Origin of the sequence: Mesorhizobium sp. M5C.F.Ca.IN.020.29.1.1, from assembly GCF_003997375.1 — a bacterium.
Taxonomy (GTDB): domain Bacteria; phylum Pseudomonadota; class Alphaproteobacteria; order Rhizobiales; family Rhizobiaceae; genus Mesorhizobium; species Mesorhizobium wenxiniae.
This window is the reverse complement of the sequence record NZ_RZSW01001041.1, coordinates 1-958: the sequence shown is the minus strand read 5'-3', so window position 1 is coordinate 958 and position 958 is coordinate 1. Positions and strand designations below refer to the sequence as shown.

The 958-nt window shown below is 61.0% G+C and carries 2 protein-coding genes; both read right to left on the bottom strand.

Going from position 1 to position 958, the window contains the following annotated elements; translation table 11 throughout:
* Nucleotides 1-612, bottom strand: a 612-nt coding sequence (locus tag EOA85_RS36050; protein ID WP_127212788.1) for an alpha/beta fold hydrolase, incomplete at its 3' end; no start/stop codon positions are given.
* Between the two features lie 133 nt (nucleotides 613-745).
* Nucleotides 746-958 (bottom strand): hypothetical protein (locus EOA85_RS38430; RefSeq protein ID WP_206523491.1); only part of this gene is annotated, 213 nt, incomplete at its 5' end.

Genomic DNA, 958 nt, shown 5'->3' with positions numbered 1-958 from the left:
GCGCACAGGCGTATCCATCAGCGGCCAATGCAATTTCCACAGATCGGGCGGGACACGTCGAGCGACGTCGTCATCGACTTCGCCTACGAACTCGGCGCGAAAGCCGTCCTCGCTCACCGCCTTTTCGAGCGGCGCGCGGTTCGCTGGTGAAGGATCCCGCCAGAAACGTCGGATCGTTTCGTATTTGGGGCCAAGAGCATCCGCGTAGATGTCGCCATTCTGGATGATGAGGGCCCTGATCCGCGATGGATGCGCTATGGCGTGCCGCAGGCCGATCTGCGAGCCGTAGTCGTGCAGCCACAGCGCGTAGCTACCGAGCCCCAGCGCGTCGGTGAACCGCTCCAGAAAAGTCGCGTAAGCGTCAAAATCATAACCGAACCGTGCCGGATCGGGAGTTCCACTGTAGCCAAAGCCGGGGAAGTCTGGCGCAACCGTCCGCCACCGATCGGCGAGCGCCGGCATCAGCCGGCGATATTGGAAGGATGAGCAGGGATAACCATGCGGAAGCAGCAACGCCGGCGCGGCTTCAGGGCCTGCCTCTCTGTAAAAGACCGTGTCGCCATCGATCGTGAGGGTGCCGTGGCGCACCTCCAGGATGCTCCCGTCGTTCATGGACGCTTCTCTAATCTTTGATCTTCCAGATGCTTAACCGTAGCTGGTCTAACGCCTTTACCCGGTATGCGTTCCGACCGCGCCCCGACGCCGCTCGAGCCGCTTCGGGGGCAATCTGGCTGGTCGACTTCTTCTATCTGCCGGCCAGATTCTGTGGTATGTAGATGCCGCAATTCCATGCGGGGGACGCGGATATTCCGCTCTGTTCGTGCAAGGGGCGCATGCCGGCGAAAGTCTGCGCGCGCAGATCGTCCAAGGCAGATTTGGCGATCGGGGAGGAAATGCCATGCGTGCAATCGCGTTTTTCGCTACCGTATGTGTTGCGATCTTGGTCACGAGCCAATCC